Origin of the sequence: Pseudomonas sp. YQ_5, from assembly GCF_043103305.1 — a bacterium.
Classification (GTDB): domain Bacteria; phylum Pseudomonadota; class Gammaproteobacteria; order Pseudomonadales; family Pseudomonadaceae; genus Aquipseudomonas; species Aquipseudomonas putida_Y.
Genome location: NZ_JBICJS010000120.1, coordinates 63932 through 81587 on the forward strand (window position 1 = coordinate 63932; position 17656 = coordinate 81587).

Consider the following 17656-nt stretch of genomic DNA (forward strand, 5'->3'; position numbering starts at 1 on the left):
GACTCGAACGCGTTGAAAAATCAACACAACGAGGTTCTCTGACGATCATTCCTCCCCCGGGAAAGAATCCAGCCTTTAGTTGAGTACAGCAGTAAGGTAAAGATGGACAAAACCGCTGGAGACGGCCCCTATGACCCAAGCACAACCTGTCGCCCCGCTGACGATCATTGCCATCTTCGCGGGGATTATCGAAGCCTCCGCCCTTGCCACACTGCCATTTCTCGGCGAGTCCAGCCAAAAGCTCTACACCTGGTTCCTGGTAGGTTTTCCATTCTTTCTGACGGCACTGTTTTTTCTGACGCTCAACTTCAATTACAAGTCGTTCTACAGCCCGCTCCCCAACAACCCTGTACACGACAACACGCCAGCACTGAACAGTGCGGCCACACCCGCTATTGCCAATGATGCCCGTGAGGCGGTACAGGGCGAGCCTGTTACATTCATGTTCTCCGGCCCCGACGCCTGTCGCATGATGGAACAACAACTCTTGCACGCTCTTGCCCACCCCCCCGAGCCGGCGCGAGTCTGGCGCTTTTGTAATCTGGATAGACGTCAATGTGCGCAGCTTTCGATCAGCGCACTTGAGGGCGATGATGTGAACCCTCGAAGTTGAACGACTCGCCTTTGCGCAGGCATAAAAAAACCCCGGACTGAGCCGGGGTTTTCACACACACCAGCAATCAGAGCAGCGAACGGCCCTTGTTGGCGGCAATGCGCATACGCAGCGCGTTGAGCTTGATGAAGCCAGCAGCGTCTTCCTGGTTGTAGGCACCACCATCTTCTTCAAAGGTGGCGATGTTGGCATCGAACAGCGAATCGTCCGACTTGCGGCCAACCACGGTCACATTGCCCTTGTACAGCTTCAGGCGCACCACACCATTCACGTTCACCTGCGAAGCATCGATCATCTGCTGCAGCATCAGACGCTCCGGGCTCCACCAGTAGCCGGTGTAGATCAGGCTGGCATACTTGGGCATCAGCTCATCTTTCAGGTGAGCGACTTCGCGGTCCAGGGTGATCGACTCGATGGCACGGTGGGCCTTGAGCATGATGGTACCGCCAGGCGTTTCGTAGCAACCGCGCGACTTCATGCCGACGTACCGGTTTTCGACGATGTCCAGGCGGCCGATGCCGTTGGCACCACCGATACGATTCAGGTCGGCCAGAACGGTAGCCGGGGATTTCTCGACGCCGTCGATGGCAACGATGTCACCATTGCGGTAGGTCAGCTCGATATAGGTAGCCTGGTCCGGGGCGTTCTCAGGCGAGACACTCCAGCGCCACATGTCTTCTTCGTGCTCGGTCCAGGTATCTTCCAGGACACCGCCTTCATAGGAGATGTGCAGCAGGTTGGCGTCCATCGAGTACGGCGACTTCTTCTTGCCGTGGCGCTCGATCGGGATGCCGTGCTTCTCGGCGTAGTCCATCAGCTTTTCGCGGGACAGCAGGTCCCACTCGCGCCATGGGGCGATGACCTTGACGCCTGGCTTCAGGGCATAGGCACCCAGCTCGAAGCGCACCTGGTCGTTACCCTTGCCGGTGGCGCCATGGGAAATGGCGTCGGCGCCGGTTTCGTTGGCGATTTCGATCAGGCGCTTGGCGATCAGCGGACGGGCGATGGAAGTACCCAGCAGGTACTCGCCTTCGTAGACGGTGTTGGCGCGGAACATCGGGAACACGAAGTCACGCACGAACTCTTCGCGCAGGTCGTCGATGTAGATCTCTTTAACGCCCATTGCCTGGGCCTTGGCACGAGCCGGTTCGACCTCTTCGCCCTGACCCAGGTCAGCGGTGAAGGTCACCACTTCGCAGTTGTAGGTATCCTGCAGCCACTTGAGAATCACCGAAGTATCAAGGCCGCCGGAATACGCCAGTACGACCTTTTTTACGTCCGCCATGCCATCACTCCACGGGGTTGTACGGAAAGGGACCGATTCTACCGGCGTTGCGGATAAATTTACAGTGGGGCGACAGCTTCTGACGACAAAGCGACAGAAATTGTCGGAAGGGCGACTTGCCAGATCAACACGGAAATTTGACGCAAGGGTTGGCGCCCCATCCGGTCTCAGGGCGCCTTCGCCCCCGACGCGGCAGCAGCCGGAACGGCTGGAGCGGGAGCAGCCGGCGACACGGGCTCAACCGGTTTTTCCACCGCCTTTTCAACCTCCGCCACCCGATCCAGCTCGATATTCACCCGCCGATTACGCGCCCGGTTCGATGCACTGTTGTTCTTCGCCAGCGGATAACGCTCACCATGGAAGCGCACAGTAATCTGCTCTTGCGGCACACCGTGAGCCTTGAAGTAATCGGCCACGGCCAATGCGCGGCGGCGCGACAGGTCGCGGTTGGTCAGGCGGTTGCCACTGTTGTCGGAGTGGCCGTTGAGCTCGATATGGTTAACCGTAGGGTCGGCCTTCAGGTAGTCGACAATCACCTCCAGCCGCGCCTTGGCTGCTGCATCCAGCTCGTAACCGCCCCCAGGGAAGCCCACTTGAGTCTGGCGCACCTGGTCATAGTTCATCGGCAACAGCTTGCCGGCACAGACCTGATAGTCATTGTAGGCTTTGGCGAAGCTGACCGGCAGCACCCGCACCTCCATCGGCCTGCCCGCCTCACCGGTGTAGTTGCGCACGACGGTGCTACGCCCGTCGAGCAAACCGTTGATCAGCCGGCTGGCCTGCCCTTGGGAGGAGCTGAACAGCACACCGCTGCGGGCCATGCGCACATGGCCCAGGTTGATATCGCCACGCCCAGGTTGCCAAGGCGCTGCCGCGGCCAGCAGGCTGGCGGTGCCGGCACCCAGTACGTTGCTGTCCGAACGCAGCTGGAACACCGGCTGCTCGCCTGCCCGGCGCACGAACGTACCGCTGCCGAAACCTTCGATCGGTTGGCTCAGACGACACTCGAACTGGTCACCCTCGACCTGCCAGGCAATGTTCTCCATGCGCGTCTGGAAAGTCAGTGCGCCGGCCGGCAGGCTGGCGAACAGGGTCAACAGGGCTAGGTAACGCTGGCGCACGGGCGGCTCCACAATTTCTGACGGCTTACCAGCAGGCTATCGGACGCCGCGCGGAAAACTTGATAGCCGTGCTCGCCCCAGGGTTTTCCGGTAGGATTGGGGCTTGAGTTCGACCCGCCTGGAATCCCCAATGTCCGATCGCCTGACCCTCCTGCGCCCCGACGACTGGCACATCCATCTGCGCGATGGTGCCGTCCTGCCCCAAACCGTTGGCGACGTGGCGCGTACCTTCGCCCGTGCCATCGTCATGCCCAACCTCGTGCCGCCGGTGCGCAATGCCACCGAGGCCGGCGCCTACCGTGAGCGCATTCTGGCTGCCCGCCCGGCCGGCAGCCGCTTCGAGCCGCTGATGGTGCTGTACCTCACCGACAACATCAGCCCTGAGGACGTCCGCGCGGCCAAGGCCAGCGGTTTCGTATACGCCGCCAAGCTGTACCCGGCCGGCGCCACCACCAACTCCGATTCCGGCGTGACCAGCATCGACAACATCTTCCCGGCCATAGAGGCACTGGCGGAAGTGGGCATGCCGCTGCTGGTGCATGGCGAAGTGACCCGCAGCGAGATCGACGTGTTCGACCGCGAGAAGCGCTTCATCGACGAGCACTTGCGCCGTGTGGTCGAGCGCTTCCCGACGCTGAAAGTGGTGTTCGAACACATCACCACCAGCGACGCCGCGCAGTTCGTCACCGAGGCCCCGGCCAACGTGGGTGCGACCATCACCGCCCAGCACCTGCTGTACAACCGCAACCACATGCTGGTTGGCGGCATTCGTCCGCACTTCTACTGCCTGCCGATCCTCAAGCGCAATACCCACCAGGTGGCCTTGCTGGACGCCGCCACCAGCGGCAACCCGAAGTTCTTCCTCGGCACCGACTCGGCACCTCATGCCCGTCACGCCAAGGAAGCAGCCTGCGGTTGCGCGGGTTGCTACACCGCCTATGCGGCCATCGAGATGTACGCCGAAGCGTTCGAACAGCGTAACGCGCTGGACAAGCTGGAAGGCTTCGCCAGCCTGCACGGCCCGGCCTTCTATGGCCTGCCGGCGAACACCGACACCATTACCCTGGTCCGCGAAGAATGGACCGCTCCGGAAAGCCTGCCATTTGGCGAGCAAACCGTAGTCCCGCTGCGCGCTGGCGAAAAACTGCGCTGGCGCCTGCTGGAGAAAAACGCGTGAGCGAAGACCTTTACGAAGACGACCTGGACACCCAAGGCAGCAGCGGTCCTCGCCACCCGATGGCCGAGCGCTTCCGCGGCTATCTGCCGGTCGTGGTGGATGTTGAAACCGGTGGTTTCAACAGCGCTACCGATGCATTGCTGGAAATTGCCGCCGTCACCATCGGCATGGACGAGAAAGGTTTCCTGTTCCCCGAGCATACCTACTTCCACCGAGTAGAGCCGTTCGAGGGCGCCAACATCGAGCCGGCCGCGCTTGAGTTCACCGGGATCAAGCTGGACCATCCGCTACGCATGGCAGTCAGCGAGGAAAGCGCGATGACCGACATATTCCGCGGCGTGCGCAAGGCCCTCAAGGCCAACGGCTGCAAGCGGGCGATTCTGGTCGGCCACAACAGCAGCTTCGACCTGGGTTTCCTCAATGCAGCAGTGGCGCGCAATGACCTGAAGCGCAACCCGTTCCACCCGTTCTCCAGCTTCGACACCGCCACCCTGGCGGGCCTGGCGTATGGCCAGACCGTGCTGGCGCGGGCCTGTCAGAGCGCCGACATCGACTTCGACGGGCGTGAGGCGCACTCGGCACGTTACGACACCGAGAAAACGGCTGAGCTGTTCTGCGGCATCGTCAACCGCTGGAAAGAAATGGGCGGCTGGCGCGATTTCAACGACTGATCTGCCAAAAGCATTCGCGGGCACGCCCGCTCCCACAGGTTAACCTTTGCCTTCAGGCATGCAGAGAATCTGTGGGGGCGGGCGCTCCCGCGAAGAGGCCGGCACAGGAAGGCAAAAAAAACCGGCCACGAAGGCCGGTTTTTTTGTGCACGCAGCAATTACAGCTTGCCAGCGTTCTCGCTCAGGTAGGCAGCAACGCCTTCAGGCGAAGCGTTCATGCCCTTGTCGCCTTTTTTCCAGTTGGCAGGGCAGACTTCGCCGTGCTCTTCGTGGAACTGCAGAGCGTCGACCAGACGCAGCAGCTCGTCCATGTTACGGCCCAGTGGCAGGTCGTTGACGATCTGCGAACGGACAACACCATTGGTATCGATCAGGAAGGCGCCACGGAAGGCCACGCCGCCTTCGGACTCGACGTCGTAGGCTTTGCAGATTTCGTGGGTCATGTCGGCAGCCAGGGTGTACTTCACCTGGCCGATACCGCCGTTGTTGACCGGGGTATTACGCCAGGCGTTGTGGGTGAAGTGCGAGTCGATCGACACGCCGATCACTTCCACGTTGCGCGCCTGGAAGTCAGGGATGCGGTTGTCCAGGGCGATCAGCTCGGACGGGCAGACGAAGGTGAAGTCCAGCGGGTAGAAGAACACCAGGCCGTACTTGCCCTTGATGGCCGAGGCCAGGTTGAAGCTATCGACGATCTCGCCATTGCCCAGCACGGCCGGAACGGTGAAATCGGGGGCTTTCTTACCAACGAGTACGCTCATTGTAATCTCCTGATGAGGGTGAAAAACCGTTTGCCGGGCCAGACGGGCTTGCCCGACATCCAACAAAGGCCGACCATCATACACGGCTTCTCATGACAGGCCGACTCCGTCGACAAAGCGACCGCCGGTCGCTCAAGCACACCCCTCTCAGAAAGATCTTTGACAAGCATTCTCATTAACATTAAGCTCCAACCCATCGACCCAACCAGCGATGGTCAGCCCTTATGTATGTGTGTCTTTGTGTCGGCGTTACCGACGGACAGATCCGCGATGCGATCTATGAAGGATGCTGCAGTTACAAAGAAGTGCGAGCCGCGACCAATGTCGCCAGCCAGTGCGGCAAATGCGCCTGCGTGGCCAAGCAGGTGGTCCGCGAGACCCTGACCGAACTTCAGGTCAGCCAGGCAGCCCTGCCCTACCCCGTCGAATTTACCGCTGCCTGAACCCAGAATTTCAAGAACCGGACCTGGCGTCCGGTTTTTTTATGCCTGAAATTCAACAAGTTAGCGTTACAACGCGGTTCACAAACATTCTTATTCCTATTAATTTTCACTTATTATTCAAGAACTTAGGTTTGACACACCTAAGTATCGGGCTCAAACTTCACTGGATTGACACACTTCTACAGGGCAGGAACCCCGACATGAAAGGCGACGTAAGCGTCATCCAGCATCTCAACAAGATCCTCGGAAACGAGCTGGTCGCGATCAACCAGTACTTCCTGCACGCGCGCATGTACGAAGATTGGGGGCTGAACAAACTCGGCAAGCACGAGTACAAAGAATCCATCGATGAAATGAAGCACGCTGACAAACTGATCAAGCGTATTTTGTTCCTCGAAGGTATTCCTAACGTTCAGGACCTGGGCAAACTGCTGATCGGCGAGCACACCAAGGAAATGCTCGAGTGTGACCTGAAGATTGAACAGCAAGGCCTGGTCGACCTGAAGGCAGCCATCGCCCATTGTGAAACTGCTGGCGACTTCGGCTCGCGTGACGTGCTCGAAGATATCCTCGAGTCCGAGGAAGAGCACATCGACTGGCTGGAAACCCAACTGGGGCTGATCGACAAGATCGGTATCGAGAACTACCTGCAGTCGCAGATGGGCGAAGAGTAACTACTCGCCCCATAAAAAAACCCGCGATCAGCGGGTTTTTTTATGCTTGCCGGTAGATCAGGCTTCAGAAGCCTTGGCCTTGGCAGCCGCTTCCTTGATCAGGGTTTGCAGCTCACCGTTCTCGAACATTTCCAGCATGATGTCGCTGCCGCCAACCAGCTCACCGGCTACCCACAGTTGCGGGAAGGTCGGCCAGTTGGCGTATTTTGGCAGGTTGGCGCGAATTTCCGGGTTCTGCAGGATGTCGACGTAGGCGAACTTTTCGCCACAACCCATCACGGCCTGCGATGCACGCGCAGAGAAGCCGCACTGCGGGGCATTCGGCGAGCCTTTCATGTAAAGCAGAATGGTGTTGTTGGCAATCTGCTCTTTGATCGTTTCGATGATATCCATGTAGCACCTCGGCTGAACTATCCGACACAGTCGTCGGCACGGTGTCGCATTGTATCGGAAAGCCGAGCGCCGTGCTCGGCCTTGCCGTTCCTCAAGCGGCCTCGACCTGCACGGGTACGCCATTGAGCGCAGCGTTTCCGGAAACCTGGTCCCGAAAGCGTTCGTCGGTCAGGTCATTGGCACTCACGCCGGGTTGCGCCTGGGCGATCTGCATGTGCACGCCCTGACGACCATGACCAAAGCCGTGGGGCAAGCTGACCACACCGGGCATCATGTCTTCGCAGGCCTGCACCTCGACCTCCAGTGAGCCAGTACGCGAACGGATGCGCACGCGCTGGCCATCCTGCAGTTGCCGCTGCTGCAAGTCTTGCGGGTGCATCAACAGCTGATGCCGTGGCTTGCCTTTTACCAGGCGATGGAAGTTGTGCATCCACGAGTTGTTGCTGCGCACATGGCGACGCCCGATCAGCAGCAGTTCGCCCGGCACTGGTGGCGTCATTTGCGCCAGGCGCTGCAGGTCGTCAAGCAAAACCTGAGGGGCTGCTTCGACAGCCTTGCTGGCAGTCGTCAGCCGCCCCGCGAGGTTGCTGCGTAAAGGCCCCAGGTCAAGCCCATGCGGGTTATCGTCCAGTGCTGCCAAGGAGAGCTGCCAAGGCGTTGCTTCACCATAGCGCCCTTTGCGCAGGGCTTGATCAATCATCTGCGCAGGCGACCAGGTCGGTTTCAACTCCAACTCGGCACGCTTGGCAAACGCCTGGGCCAGGCCGACGAAGATTTCCCAGTCATGCAGTGCGCCCTCCGGCTTGGCCAGGATCGCCCGGTTGAAGCGCGTGACGTTGCGCACTGCCAGCAGGTTGAAGGTGCTGTCGTAATGGTCATTTTCCAGCGCTGAGGTGGAGGGCAGGATCAGGTCGGCATGGCGGGTGGTTTCGTTGATGTAGAGATCGATACTGAGCATGAAGTCCAAACCCTCCAGCGCTGCATCCAGCTGGCGACCGTTAGGCGTGGACAACACAGGGTTGCCGGCAACTGTCACCAGGGCGCGCACCTGCCCTTCACCCGATGTAAGCATTTCCTCGGCCAGGGCCGCCACCGGCAGCTCGCCGCCGTACTCGGGCAAGCCCGACACACGGCTTTGCCAGGCGTTGAAATGCCCGCCCGAGGTGGTCGCCACCAGGTCGACGGCAGGCTCCGTGCACAACGCGCCGCCTGTGCGGTCGAGGTTGCCGGTCACCAGGTTCACAAGTTGCACCAGCCAGTGGCAAAGGGTACCAAATGCTTGGGTCGAGACGCCCATGCGGCCGTAACACACGGCCTGCCCAGCAGCGGCGAAGTCGCGTGCCAGCTGGCGAATGTCCGCTGCAGCGATACCACACTGGGCACTCACGGCCTCGGCACTGAACGGCGCAATGGCCTCACGCACCTGCTGCAGGCCGTTGACCGGCAAGTGCGAGCCCCGCGCCAGGCCTTCTTCGAACAATGTGTTGAGCAAGCCGCACAACAGGGCGGCATCAGCACCGGGGCGTATGAACAAATGGCTGTCAGCCATTGCCGCCGTTTCGCTACGTCGCGGGTCAACCACCACCAGGCGCCCACCACGCGCCCGAAGGGCCTTCAGGCGCTTCTCCACGTCCGGAACGGTCATGATGCTGCCATTGGAGGCCAGTGGGTTGCCGCCAAGAATCAGCATGAATCCCGTGTGGTCGATGTCCGGAATCGGCAGCAGCAGCCCATGCCCGTACATCAGATGGCTGACCAGGTGTTGGGGCAACTGATCCACTGAAGTGGCAGAGAAACGGTTACGGGTCTTGAGCAGGCCCAGAAAGTAGTTGCTATGGGTCATCAAGCCGTAATTGTGCACACTCGGGTTGCCTTGGTAGACCGCCACGGCATTGCGCCCATGGGCCTGCTGGACCGCCCACAATTTTTCGGCCGCCAGTGCAAAGGCCTCATCCCAGCCAATGGCCTGCCAATGGTCGCCTACTCGCCTGTGTGGCTGGCGCAGGCGATCCGGATCGTTCTGAATGTCCTGCAACGCCACGGCCTTGGGGCAGACATGGCCACGGCTGAAAGGGTCCAGTGGGTCGCCCTTGATCGAGCTGATCAGGGCCCGCCCGTCCTCCTCATGGCTGACTTCGATGTTGAGCCCGCAGATCGCTTCGCACAGGTGACAGGCACGGTGGTGCAGGGTCTTGGTCATGGCCGCCTCTGCCTTGTTGTTGTCGAACAGTGACTATGCGCCCGGCCCCTCCCCGCGGCCAGTGCGCTTCGCCGCGTGAATCCACCGACATCAGGCGCACGATTTACGACAGCCATTTGCCAAATTGCCAGCAAGCCGTGTACAACCTTGTGTAGCAAATAAAGAACAGCACGGCCATCGGGCAAAGACACCGTTTGCAACACCCTTTGCGATCAGGCCGCTTTTCCCCCCTTGGCTTCAGGCGACATTTACTTATAGTATTGCGCCTTTCCCTATTTCGTCCGCCCCGTGCGGCTTACGCCGCAGGTCATTCCCGTTGTCAAAAAAACCATACGGTCGACCTGCATACCGTTGCAGATAAGGTAGTCAATCATGAGCGCTAGGCACTTTCTCTCCCTGCTGGACTTCACCACCGACGAATTGCTCGGGGTGATCCGCCGCGGCATCGAGCTGAAGGACCTGCGTAAGCGAGGCGTGCTGTTCGAACCCCTGAAGAACCGTGTACTGGGCATGATCTTCGAGAAGTCCTCGACCCGTACCCGTGTGTCCTTCGAGGCCGGCATGATCCAGCTCGGCGGCCAGGCCATCTTCCTGTCGCCTCGCGACACCCAACTGGGCCGCGGCGAGCCGATTGGTGACAGCGCCATCGTGCTATCGAGCATGGTTGATGTGGTGATGATCCGCACCCACGCCCACAGCACCCTGACCGAGTTCGCCGCCAAGTCGCGCGTGCCAGTGATCAACGGCCTGTCCGACGAATCGCACCCGTGCCAACTGCTGGCCGACATGCAGACCTTTGTTGAACACCGCGGCTCGATTCAGGGCAAGACCGTGACCTGGATCGGCGATGGCTTCAACATGTGCAACTCCTATATCGAAGCCGCCACGCAGTTCGATTTCCAGCTGCGCATCGCCTGCCCCGAAGGCTATGAGCCGGATCAACGTTTCATGGAACTGGGCGGCGACCGCGTGCAGATCATCCGGGATGCCAAGGAAGCTGTGCGTGATGCTCACCTGGTGGTCACCGATGTCTGGACTTCCATGGGTCAGGAGGAGGAAACTGCACGGCGCCTGGCGCATTTCGCACCTTACCAGGTCACCCGCGAACTGCTCGACCTGGCTGCACCCGATGTCCTCTTCATGCACTGCCTGCCCGCCCACCGTGGCGAGGAAATCAGCCAGGACCTGCTCGACGACCCACGTTCGGTCGCCTGGGACGAGGCTGAAAACCGCCTGCATGCACAGAAGGCGCTTCTCGAATTCCTTGTAGAACCGGCTTACCACCACGCATGAGTCAACCCCTACTGCTCAACCTGCGCAACCTCGCCTGCGGCTATGGCGACCAGCGCATCGTCCAGAACCTCAACCTGCACCTGAACGCAGGCGACATCGGTTGCCTGCTGGGTTCATCCGGTTGCGGCAAGACCACCACCCTGCGCGCCATCGCCGGTTTCGAGCCGGTGCACGAAGGTGAAATCCACCTGGGCGGTGAGGTCATTTCCCGGGCTGGCTTCACCCTGGCCCCGGAAAAGCGCCGCATCGGCATGGTGTTTCAGGACTACGCGCTGTTCCCGCATCTTACCGTGGCGCAGAACATTGCCTTTGGTATCGCCAAACACCCACGCCAGGCCGCCGTCATCGAAGAGATGCTGGAACTGGTCAAACTCGGCGGGCTGGGCGGTCGTTACCCGCATGAGTTGTCTGGTGGTCAGCAGCAACGTGTCGCCCTGGCCCGGGCGCTGGCGCCCGAGCCGCAACTGTTGCTGCTTGACGAGCCGTTCTCGAACCTCGACGTAGAGCTGCGCCGTCGCCTGAGCCATGAGGTTCGCGACATTCTCAAAAGCCGCGGTACCAGCGCCATTCTGGTCACTCACGACCAGGAAGAAGCCTTTGCGGTCAGTGACCAGGTCGGTGTCTTCAAGGAAGGCCGCCTGGAACAGTGGGACACGCCCTACAACCTTTACCACGAACCGCAGACGCCATTCGTGGCGAGTTTCATCGGCCAGGGATACTTCATCCGTGGGCAAATGAGCAGCCACGAGGCGGTCAATACCGAAGTGGGTGAGCTGCGCGGTAACCGCGCCTACATCATGGCACCGGGCAGCTCGGTGGATGTACTGCTGCGCCCGGATGATATCGTGCATGCACCAGGCAGCGCGCTACTGGCGAACATCGTGGGCAAGAGCTTCCTCGGGGCATCGACGCTCTATCGCTTGCAGTTGCCCACCGGTAGCCAGCTGGAAGCGATCTTCCCTAGCCATAACGACCACGAGGTCGGTGAGAATGTGGAGATTGCAGTGAAGGCCGATCACCTCGTGCTATTCCCTGTACCGGGTAGCGTTGCGGCACAGTTGCCACGCCAAGAGAATGGCGTGCGTCGTTACAGTTCGGCGACTTGACTTCACCGCCAGGGGGCCGCTTGGCGGCCCCCTGTTCTCAGCCTCGACCAATCCCGGCGAACGAGCCCTGCGTATACTCCGCCAGCACCGCCGCTGCCAACTCCACTTCCAGGCCACGCCGACCGGCGCTGACATGGATAGTTGCAAAATTCTGCGCCGAGTCATCGATAAAGGTCCGCAGACGCTTCTTCTGCCCTAGTGGGCTGATCCCGCCCACCAGGTAACCGGTCGCCCGCTGCGCCGCCGCCGGGTCGGCCATCTCGCACTTCTTTACCCCGGCAGCATGGGCCAGGGCCTTGAGGTCCAAGGTCCCCACCACAGGCACAACCGCTACCAGCAATTCTCCTTTCTCGCTGCTTGCCAGCAACGTCTTGAACACCTGTTGCGGGTCGAGCCCGAGCTTTTCTGCCGCCTCCAGGCCATACGACGCCGACTTCGGGTCATGTTCATAACTGTGCACACGATGCTCGGCACGGTGCTTTTTCAACAGGTCTAGGGCGGGGGTCATGCAAGGGCTCCAGTCAGGGACGACTCGGCGGCTACTTTAGGACAATTCCTACATCCCAGCCAGCGCACCGCGATCGCGCGCCTCTAGTACGGGATCCGCATCTTATTCTAGCGGCCATATCGTGACTGACCGTTCACTTTCGACCTTTGACATCAGCGTTTCTTGTCTATATTTTTTCGTTTCTGAATAAGCGGTGCACTTTTAAGGTGCATTTCCTACATCATCCGGGGTCAATGGGGATAGACACCGGGTTTTGCTGTCGAGCGCTACGCGCCTCACAACAAAAAAAACGAGGTCATACATGACGACTGCTCTGCACCAACCCACGCTGTCCAGCCAGTGCCTGGCCGAGTTTCTCGGCACCGCCCTGCTCATCTTCTTCGGTACCGGCTGCGTCGCCGCGCTCAAGGTTGCCGGCGCCAGCTTCGGGCTTTGGGAGATCAGTATCATCTGGGGCGTGGGCGTCAGCATGGCCATCTACCTCACCGCCGGTATTTCCGGTGCGCACCTGAACCCAGCCGTAAGTATCGCCCTTGCACTGTTCGCAGGGTTCGACAAGCGCAAGCTGCCCTTCTACATGCTGGCCCAGGTATGCGGCGCATTCTGTGGCGCGGCACTGGTCTACACGCTGTACAGCAGTCTGTTCTTCGATTTCGAACAGGCCCACGCCATGCTGCGCGGTAGCGAAGGCAGCCTGGAGCTGGCCTCTGTGTTCTCCACCTACCCGCACCCGTCCCTGTCCACCAGCCAGGCATTTCTGGTCGAAGTGGTGATCACTGCCATTCTGATGAGCGTGATCATGGCCCTGACCGACGACAACAACGGCCTTCCGCGCGGTGCCATGGCCCCGCTGCTGATCGGCCTGCTGATTGCGGTGATTGGTAGCGCCATGGGCCCTTTGACTGGCTTTGCGATGAACCCGGCCCGCGATTTCGGGCCAAAACTCATGACATTCCTCGCCGGTTGGGGCGAAATCGCCTTCACTGGCGGGCGGGATATTCCTTATTTCCTGGTTCCGGTATTTGCACCGATCGTTGGCGCCTGCCTGGGTGCAGCGAGCTATCGCGGCCTTATTGCACGCAACCTGCCAGTAGCGCCCGCCGCGACCCCAGAGACAAATGACATTCGCCAGGGCGATACTCAAGCCAATTGATGCCGCCACCACGCGCAGCCCTGACCCTCTATTCTTGCAAGGCCTACGACCATGACAGACACCCAGGATAAGAACTACATCATCGCCCTGGACCAGGGCACCACCAGTTCGCGGGCGATCATTTTCGACCGTGACGCCAATGTTGTGGGTACCTCCCAGCGCGAGTTCGCACAGCACTACCCACAGGCGGGTTGGGTCGAACATGACCCGATGGAGATTTTCGCCACACAAAGCGCGACCATGGTCGAGGCCCTGGCCCAGGCAGGCATCAGCCACGCTCAGGTCGCCGCACTGGGCATTACCAACCAGCGCGAAACCACTGTGGTGTGGGACAAGGAAACCGGGCGCCCGGTGTACAACGCCATTGTCTGGCAATGCCGCCGCAGCACCGAGATCTGTGCCCAGCTCAAGCGTGACGGCCATGAAGGCTACATTCGTGAAACCACCGGCCTGGTCACCGACCCGTATTTCTCCGGCACCAAGCTGAAGTGGATCCTCGACAATGTCGACGGCGCCCGTGAGCGCGCCGAGCGTGGCGAACTGCTGTTCGGCACCATCGACACCTGGCTGATCTGGAAATTTACCGGTGGCAAGGTTCACGTCACCGACTACACCAACGCCTCGCGCACGCTGATGTTCAACATCCACAGCCTGCAGTGGGACGACAAGCTGCTGGAAATCCTGGGCATCCCACGGCAAATGTTGCCTGAGGTGCGCCCCTCTTCTGAAGTGTATGGCCACACCAAGAGCGGCATAGCCATCGCCGGTATCGCCGGCGACCAGCAATCGGCACTGTTCGGCCAGATGTGCGTGGAGCCGGGCCAGGCCAAGAATACCTACGGCACTGGCTGCTTCCTGTTGATGAACACGGGTGACCAGGCGGTGAAGTCGTCCCACGGCCTGCTCACTACCATTGCCTGCGGCCCGCGTGGTGAGGTGGCCTATGCACTGGAAGGCGCGGTATTCAATGGTGGCTCTACCGTGCAATGGCTGCGTGACGAACTGAAGATCGTCAACGACGCCCTGGATACCGAGTACTTCGCCAGCAAGGTCAAGGACAGCAACGGCGTGTACCTGGTACCAGCCTTTACCGGCCTGGGCGCCCCATACTGGGACCCGTATGCCCGCGGTGCGTTGTTCGGCCTGACACGTGGCGTGAAGGTAGACCACATCATCCGCGCCGCACTGGAGTCCATCGCCTACCAGACCCGCGATGTCCTCGACGCCATGCAGCAGGACTGTGGCCAGCGCTTGTCCGAACTGCGTGTGGACGGTGGTGCAGTGGCCAACAACTTCCTCATGCAGTTCCAGGCCGACATCCTCGGCACCTGCGTGGAGCGGCCGCAAATGCGCGAAACCACGGCACTGGGCGCCGCCTATCTGGCTGGCCTGGCCTGTGGCTTCTGGAGTGGCCTGGACGAGCTGCGCGACAAGGCGATCATCGAGCGCGAGTTCAGCCCGCAGTTGGACGAAACGCAGAAAGAAAAGCTGTATGCCGGCTGGAAGAAAGCAGTCAAGCGTACCCGTGACTGGGAAGATCACGAGGCATGATACCTGTGGGGGCCGCCATACGGCCCCCATCGTCCACTGGCCGTCATCCCTTTCCTACGGCATCATTGCAGAATTTGTCCGGCAGCCCCAAAGGACCGCCCATGAATCTGCCCCCCCGCCAACAACAAATCCTCGAACTGGTGCGCGAACGCGGCTATGTCAGTATCGAGGAAATGGCGCAGCTATTCGTTGTCACTCCCCAGACTATCCGGCGCGACATCAACCAGCTTGCCGAGCTCAACCTGCTACGCCGCTACCACGGCGGTGCGGCTTACGATTCAAGCATCGAAAATACCGCCTACGCCATGCGTGCCGACCAGATGCGCGACGAAAAACAGCGCATTGCCGACGCCGTGGCCCGACAGATTCCCGACCATGCCTCGCTGTTCATCAACATCGGCACCACCACCGAATCGATTGCCCGGGCACTGCTCAACCACAGCCACCTGAAAGTCATCACCAACAACTTGCACGTGGCTGCGATCCTGGCCGCCAAGGACGATTTCGAAGTGCTGGTGGCGGGTGGCACGGTGCGCCGAGATGGTGGTGTAGTCGGCCAGGCCAGTGTCGATTTCATCAACCAGTTCAAGGTCGACTTCGCCCTGGTGGGCATCAGCGGTATCGACGAGGATGGCAGCCTGCTCGATTTCGACTATCAGGAAGTGCGGGTGTCGCAAGCCATCATTGCCAATGCCCGACAAGTGATCCTCGCGGCCGATTCCAGCAAATTCGGGCGCAATGCCATGGTGCGTCTGGGCTCGATCGACCTGGTCGACTGCCTGGTGACCGACCAGACACCGACCCCAACCCTTACCCAATTGTTGAACCAGAACAAGATCAGGCTTGAGGTGGTTTGAGGGCTGGCGGGTGCATGCCGCCAGATATGTGGCGGCCGTGAGATCAAATGCGGCCCGCGCGGCGCATCGCGAGCGAGGCTCGCGCCTGCATCGTTTTCGGGCCAGTTATGCCTGAGACAGCGCGCGCGCCCAGAACCCTGGCCGCCCCCTAAATTTTCGTAAATGTTCACTTCATTGTCATTTGATCAGTTTTTTCTATAGAGACTGACTGGCGACCGGCTTTCTGTTGCGCTAATATTTTCGCAAACGAACATCAATGTTCATATTCGATGTGAACAGCCCCAGGAGGCCTTGCCCGTGTCCCAGCCAGTTTCGTCCCAGCCCCCAACAGCCGACTGTTATGACCTTGCCGTGATCGGCGGTGGCATCAATGGCGTGGGCATCGCTGCCGACGCCGCTGGTCGCGGCTTGAAGGTCTTCCTTTGCGAAAAGGACGACCTGGCCCAACACACGTCGTCAGCCAGCAGCAAACTGATTCACGGTGGCTTGCGCTACCTGGAGCACTACGAATTTCGCCTCGTACGCGAGGCATTGGCTGAACGCGAAGTGCTGCTGGCCAAGGCGCCGCACATCGTCAAACCTATGCGCTTCGTGCTTCCGCACCGCCCGCACCTGCGCCCTGCCTGGATGATCCGCGCCGGCCTGTTCCTCTACGACCACCTGGGCAAGCGCAAGCGTCTGGGCGCCTCGCGTAGCCTGCGCTTCGGCCCGGGATACCCGCTTAAGCCAGCAATCACCCGCGGCTTCGAATACGCCGACTGCGCTGTCGATGACGCCCGCCTGGTGGTACTCAACGCCATGGCGGCACGTGAGCTAGGCGCACATATCCACACCCGCACCCGCTGCTTGCGCGCCGAACGTGTAAAGGGCTTGTGGCAGGTAGAACTGCAGCACGCCGATGGCACCCTCCAGACGATCCATGCCCGCGCACTGGTCAACGCCGCCGGCCCGTGGGTGGCCAGCTTCATCAAGGACGACCTCAAGCTCGAGGCGCCTTACGGCATCCGCCTGATCCAGGGCAGCCACCTTATCGTGCCGCGCCTGTATGAAGGTGAACATGCCTACATTCTGCAGAACGAAGACCAGCGTATCGTCTTCTGCATCCCGTACCTGGACCGCTTTACACTGATCGGCACCACTGATCGGGAATACAGCGGCGACCCGGCCGCGGTCGCCATTACCGAGCAGGAAACACACTACTTGTTGAAGGTGGTCAACGAGCACTTCAACCATCAACTGAGCCCAGCCGACATCCTGCATACCTACTCCGGCGTTCGACCGCTGTGCAACGATGAATCGGATAACCCTTCGGCAGTGACCCGGGACTACACACTCGCCCTTTCGGCGGACGAAGGCCAGGCACCGTTACTGTCTGTGTTCGGCGGCAAGCTCACCACCTACCGCAAGCTGGCCGAATCGGCCATGGCCGAACTCAAGCCCTTCTTCACCCAGATGCGCGGCGCCTGGACTGCCAGTGCGCCACTGCCGGGCGCAGAGGGCATGACAACGGTACAGGCGCTGATCGATGCCGTACTGGCACGTTGCGGCTGGTTGCCTGTTGACCTGGCCAAACGCTGGGTGCTCACCTACGGCAGCCGCGTGTGGCGGCTGCTTGATGGCGTTCACGGCCCCGAAGACCTCGGGCAGGCTATCGGCGCCGGGCTGTTCACCCGCGAGGTGGACTACCTGCTGGAGGAGGAATGGGCAGAGCAAACCGCTGACATTATCTGGCGTCGCACCAAGCTGGGCCTGTCGCTGACCGCGCAGGAGCAGATGGCCCTGGGGGCGTATCTGCAGCAAGCACGCAAGGTGCGCACAAATAGCCGCGCAGCCTGATACCGACGGTGAAG

Annotated in this window: 17 protein-coding genes; 11 read left to right on the forward strand and 6 right to left on the reverse strand. The window is 60.6% G+C overall.

Features of this window, described 5'->3' with window-relative positions; translation table 11 throughout:
• Positions 1 to 130 precede the first annotated feature (130 nt).
• A complete protein-coding gene (locus ACF8EA_RS25575) occupies positions 131 to 613 on the forward strand; it encodes a hypothetical protein (protein ID WP_325950445.1) in 483 nt (160 codons plus the stop codon).
• Positions 614 to 680: 67 nt separating this feature from the next.
• On the opposite strand, the gene ACF8EA_RS25580 is transcribed toward ACF8EA_RS25575, so the two are convergent.
• Together ACF8EA_RS25580 and ACF8EA_RS25585 are read right to left on the reverse strand one after the other, a co-directional pair.
• Positions 681 to 1898, reverse strand: coding sequence for an argininosuccinate synthase (locus ACF8EA_RS25580; RefSeq protein WP_021781974.1), 1218 nt, complete (start codon positions 1896 to 1898; stop codon positions 681 to 683).
• 167 nt (positions 1899 to 2065) lie between these two features.
• Positions 2066 to 3019 (reverse strand): OmpA family protein, encoded by a 954-nt coding sequence (locus ACF8EA_RS25585; RefSeq protein ID WP_392523677.1) that lies wholly within the window; start codon positions 3017 to 3019, stop codon positions 2066 to 2068.
• A 130-nt stretch (positions 3020 to 3149) separates the two neighbouring features.
• Between ACF8EA_RS25585 and pyrC the strand changes: the two genes are divergently transcribed.
• Together pyrC and rnt are read left to right on the forward strand one after the other, a co-directional pair.
• The gene (gene pyrC / locus ACF8EA_RS25590) at positions 3150 to 4196 is read left to right on the forward strand and encodes a dihydroorotase (RefSeq protein ID WP_392523679.1); all 1047 of its coding nucleotides are present in this window, start codon (positions 3150 to 3152) and stop codon (positions 4194 to 4196) included.
• A gap of 59 nt (positions 4197 to 4255) precedes the next feature.
• The gene (rnt, locus tag ACF8EA_RS25595; protein WP_010952252.1) at positions 4256 to 4867 is read left to right on the forward strand and encodes a ribonuclease T; all 612 of its coding nucleotides are present in this window, start codon (positions 4256 to 4258) and stop codon (positions 4865 to 4867) included.
• A 158-nt stretch (positions 4868 to 5025) separates the two neighbouring features.
• On the opposite strand, the gene ACF8EA_RS25600 is transcribed toward rnt, so the two are convergent.
• Positions 5026 to 5628: a peroxiredoxin gene (locus ACF8EA_RS25600; protein ID WP_003254945.1), complete on the reverse strand. Its 603-nt coding sequence runs from the start codon at positions 5626 to 5628 to the stop codon at positions 5026 to 5028.
• A 224-nt stretch (positions 5629 to 5852) separates the two neighbouring features.
• Between ACF8EA_RS25600 and ACF8EA_RS25605 the strand changes: the two genes are divergently transcribed.
• Together ACF8EA_RS25605 and bfr are read left to right on the forward strand one after the other, a co-directional pair.
• Entirely contained in the window at positions 5853 to 6071 is a 219-nt protein-coding gene (locus ACF8EA_RS25605) for a bacterioferritin-associated ferredoxin (protein WP_003254947.1), read from the forward strand.
• A gap of 200 nt (positions 6072 to 6271) precedes the next feature.
• The gene (gene bfr / locus ACF8EA_RS25610) at positions 6272 to 6745 is read left to right on the forward strand and encodes a bacterioferritin (protein WP_003254948.1); all 474 of its coding nucleotides are present in this window, start codon (positions 6272 to 6274) and stop codon (positions 6743 to 6745) included.
• 57 nt (positions 6746 to 6802) lie between these two features.
• Here the strand turns inward: bfr and grxD are convergent, their stop codons facing one another.
• Together grxD and ACF8EA_RS25620 are read right to left on the reverse strand one after the other, a co-directional pair.
• Positions 6803 to 7138: a Grx4 family monothiol glutaredoxin gene (grxD, locus tag ACF8EA_RS25615; protein ID WP_021781969.1), complete on the reverse strand. Its 336-nt coding sequence runs from the start codon at positions 7136 to 7138 to the stop codon at positions 6803 to 6805.
• Positions 7139 to 7229: 91 nt separating this feature from the next.
• The gene (locus ACF8EA_RS25620) at positions 7230 to 9338 is read right to left on the reverse strand and encodes a molybdopterin-dependent oxidoreductase (protein ID WP_392523681.1); all 2109 of its coding nucleotides are present in this window, start codon (positions 9336 to 9338) and stop codon (positions 7230 to 7232) included.
• A gap of 372 nt (positions 9339 to 9710) precedes the next feature.
• Here ACF8EA_RS25620 and argF point away from each other — a divergent pair, with 372 nt between their 5' ends.
• Together argF and ACF8EA_RS25630 are read left to right on the forward strand one after the other, a co-directional pair.
• Positions 9711 to 10631 (forward strand): ornithine carbamoyltransferase, encoded by a 921-nt coding sequence (gene argF / locus ACF8EA_RS25625; RefSeq protein WP_021781967.1) that lies wholly within the window; start codon positions 9711 to 9713, stop codon positions 10629 to 10631.
• Positions 10628 to 11737: an ABC transporter ATP-binding protein gene (locus ACF8EA_RS25630; RefSeq protein WP_021781966.1), complete on the forward strand. Its 1110-nt coding sequence runs from the start codon at positions 10628 to 10630 to the stop codon at positions 11735 to 11737. Before argF ends, ACF8EA_RS25630 begins: the two co-directional genes overlap by 4 nt.
• A gap of 37 nt (positions 11738 to 11774) precedes the next feature.
• Here the strand turns inward: ACF8EA_RS25630 and ybaK are convergent, their stop codons facing one another.
• The gene (gene ybaK / locus ACF8EA_RS25635; protein WP_021781965.1) at positions 11775 to 12245 is read right to left on the reverse strand and encodes a Cys-tRNA(Pro) deacylase; all 471 of its coding nucleotides are present in this window, start codon (positions 12243 to 12245) and stop codon (positions 11775 to 11777) included.
• Between the two features lie 301 nt (positions 12246 to 12546).
• Between ybaK and ACF8EA_RS25640 the strand changes: the two genes are divergently transcribed.
• The 4 genes from ACF8EA_RS25640 (at position 12547) to glpD (ending at position 17642) form a co-directional block, all read left to right on the forward strand.
• Positions 12547 to 13398 (forward strand): MIP/aquaporin family protein, encoded by an 852-nt coding sequence (locus ACF8EA_RS25640; RefSeq protein WP_084850135.1) that lies wholly within the window; start codon positions 12547 to 12549, stop codon positions 13396 to 13398.
• 51 nt (positions 13399 to 13449) lie between these two features.
• Positions 13450 to 14949, forward strand: a complete 1500-nt coding sequence (glpK, locus tag ACF8EA_RS25645; RefSeq protein WP_021781963.1) for a glycerol kinase GlpK — start codon at positions 13450 to 13452, stop codon at positions 14947 to 14949.
• A gap of 101 nt (positions 14950 to 15050) precedes the next feature.
• Positions 15051 to 15806 carry a DNA-binding transcriptional repressor GlpR gene (glpR, locus tag ACF8EA_RS25650; protein ID WP_021781962.1) on the forward strand — a complete coding sequence of 252 codons (756 nt, stop codon included), beginning with the start codon at positions 15051 to 15053 and terminating at the stop codon, positions 15804 to 15806.
• 297 nt (positions 15807 to 16103) lie between these two features.
• Positions 16104 to 17642 carry a glycerol-3-phosphate dehydrogenase gene (gene glpD, locus ACF8EA_RS25655; protein WP_021781961.1) on the forward strand — a complete coding sequence of 513 codons (1539 nt, stop codon included), beginning with the start codon at positions 16104 to 16106 and terminating at the stop codon, positions 17640 to 17642.
• The last annotated feature ends 14 nt before the right edge of the window (positions 17643 to 17656 follow it).

Excerpts from the sequence above, each read along its gene's own strand:
- ACF8EA_RS25630 (WP_021781966.1), top strand. The coding sequence starts at position 10,628 with ATGAGTCAACCCCTACTGCTCAACCTGCGCAACCTCGCCTGCGGCTAT.
- rnt (WP_010952252.1), top strand. The coding sequence starts at position 4,256 with ATGGCCGAGCGCTTCCGCGGCTATCTGCCGGTCGTGGTGGATGTTGAA.
- ACF8EA_RS25605 (WP_003254947.1), top strand. The coding sequence starts at position 5,853 with ATGTATGTGTGTCTTTGTGTCGGCGTTACCGACGGACAGATCCGCGAT.
- pyrC (WP_392523679.1), top strand. The coding sequence starts at position 3,150 with ATGTCCGATCGCCTGACCCTCCTGCGCCCCGACGACTGGCACATCCAT.
- ACF8EA_RS25640 (WP_084850135.1), top strand. The coding sequence starts at position 12,547 with ATGACGACTGCTCTGCACCAACCCACGCTGTCCAGCCAGTGCCTGGCC.
- argF (WP_021781967.1), top strand. The coding sequence starts at position 9,711 with ATGAGCGCTAGGCACTTTCTCTCCCTGCTGGACTTCACCACCGACGAA.
- glpK (WP_021781963.1), top strand. The coding sequence starts at position 13,450 with ATGACAGACACCCAGGATAAGAACTACATCATCGCCCTGGACCAGGGC.
- ACF8EA_RS25620 (WP_392523681.1), bottom strand. The coding sequence starts at position 9,338 with ATGACCAAGACCCTGCACCACCGTGCCTGTCACCTGTGCGAAGCGATC.
- ACF8EA_RS25575 (WP_325950445.1), top strand. The coding sequence starts at position 131 with ATGACCCAAGCACAACCTGTCGCCCCGCTGACGATCATTGCCATCTTC.
- ybaK (WP_021781965.1), bottom strand. The coding sequence starts at position 12,245 with ATGACCCCCGCCCTAGACCTGTTGAAAAAGCACCGTGCCGAGCATCGT.
- glpR (WP_021781962.1), top strand. The coding sequence starts at position 15,051 with ATGAATCTGCCCCCCCGCCAACAACAAATCCTCGAACTGGTGCGCGAA.
- grxD (WP_021781969.1), bottom strand. The coding sequence starts at position 7,138 with ATGGATATCATCGAAACGATCAAAGAGCAGATTGCCAACAACACCATT.
- bfr (WP_003254948.1), top strand. The coding sequence starts at position 6,272 with ATGAAAGGCGACGTAAGCGTCATCCAGCATCTCAACAAGATCCTCGGA.
- ACF8EA_RS25580 (WP_021781974.1), bottom strand. The coding sequence starts at position 1,898 with ATGGCGGACGTAAAAAAGGTCGTACTGGCGTATTCCGGCGGCCTTGAT.
- ACF8EA_RS25600 (WP_003254945.1), bottom strand. The coding sequence starts at position 5,628 with ATGAGCGTACTCGTTGGTAAGAAAGCCCCCGATTTCACCGTTCCGGCC.